The organism is Porphyrobacter sp. TH134 (genome assembly GCF_002855495.1).
Taxonomy (GTDB): Bacteria; Pseudomonadota; Alphaproteobacteria; order Sphingomonadales; family Sphingomonadaceae; genus Erythrobacter.
Genome location: NZ_PKRO01000102.1, coordinates 1 through 1,152, shown reverse-complemented (window position 1 = coordinate 1,152; position 1,152 = coordinate 1). Strand labels below are relative to the sequence as shown.

General features: G+C 58.2%; 1 protein-coding gene. It reads right to left on the bottom strand.

The genetic code is table 11. From position 1 onward, the window contains the following. Positions 1 to 207: 207 nt before the first annotated feature. Positions 208 to 510, bottom strand: a complete 303-nt coding sequence (locus C0V72_RS16110; protein ID WP_143704653.1) for an antibiotic biosynthesis monooxygenase family protein — start codon at positions 508 to 510, stop codon at positions 208 to 210. Positions 511 to 1,152 lie beyond the last annotated feature (642 nt).

Below are 1,152 nucleotides of genomic sequence, written 5' to 3'. Positions count from 1 at the left end.
CAGCCGCTCAGCGCAAAACCTCTGCATCCAAAGCGTGAATCAGATTTTACGCCAAACGGGAATCCCCTAATCCCCACTTTCGCAACAGGTCTATTGTGCGCTCCGATACGCAGAGTGCCTCGGCAATATCGCTGGCCCTGTGCAAACGTCCGTCGCGCACAATCTCGACGATTTCGGCAAGGCGTTCGGAGCGGCGCATCGCCCTCGCTAGGCTGTCACGAGCAGCGTCGCATGACGCATGGTCACAGACGTAGTGTTGATTGCGCTCATGAATGGCCCGGCCTCTGCGGCATCCGTCAACTTTGTGGCAGCAGCTTCGGCATCTTCCATCGACGCCCACGTCACGTGGTCGATCCATTCACCGTCGGCGGCGCAGGACAGAGCGCGAGCGATGAAGCCGGGTTGCTGGGAAATCCATGTGTTCAGGTCTTCAGCGATCCTTGCGAACCCTGAAGGGTCGGTTCCGTCGACGAGACGGAAGATGACACATTCGATGACTTGCTGGCTCATGCTTGTCTCCATTTTAGCATAGGCGCAAGCTATGGATAGGGTCCTGACAAATCCCGTCAGTAGAGGTGCGCAGCAGATGCTTGGTCATACGCCGACTGTCTTCGGGCACACAAGCAGCGCGCAAGCCTGGAAGGGGGAGATTGAGCCAAAAACCGCCATTCAGAAATCCACCCAGACCTGGTCATGAGCGGGCGCGCGCCGGGATCCCGAAAGCTGCCCTTTTGCCTGCGCTGGCCTGAGGTGGCGGAGCCTGCTTTCACGCTGCCTAGGCACGGCAAGGGGCTAGCGTCCGCGCTCGTGGTGTAATTTCTGGTGTAGATTGAGGCGATCGCATGGGGTGGGGCATGCCCCACCCCATGCGATTTCGATCTCGGTGGCCACCGGGTTCATTGGTAAGGTGGAGTTTCCAAGCTTCACACCAACCAAGGTGTAGCGCGACGATCAAGGTGAGAGTTGCGCGACGATCAGGGTGAGAAGTTGATTGTCGCGGCGCGACAGTTTGTGCGCATTCTGATTGTCGCTGGCAAGGTCTATTTGTCGTCCTGAGAGCCTGTCCTCAAAAGTAGTTGGGAGATATCAGCCGGTTGCGCTTGACGCGCTTGCTGATCGCTGATTCCGGGGTTTCGCCAGAAACGACCGAGT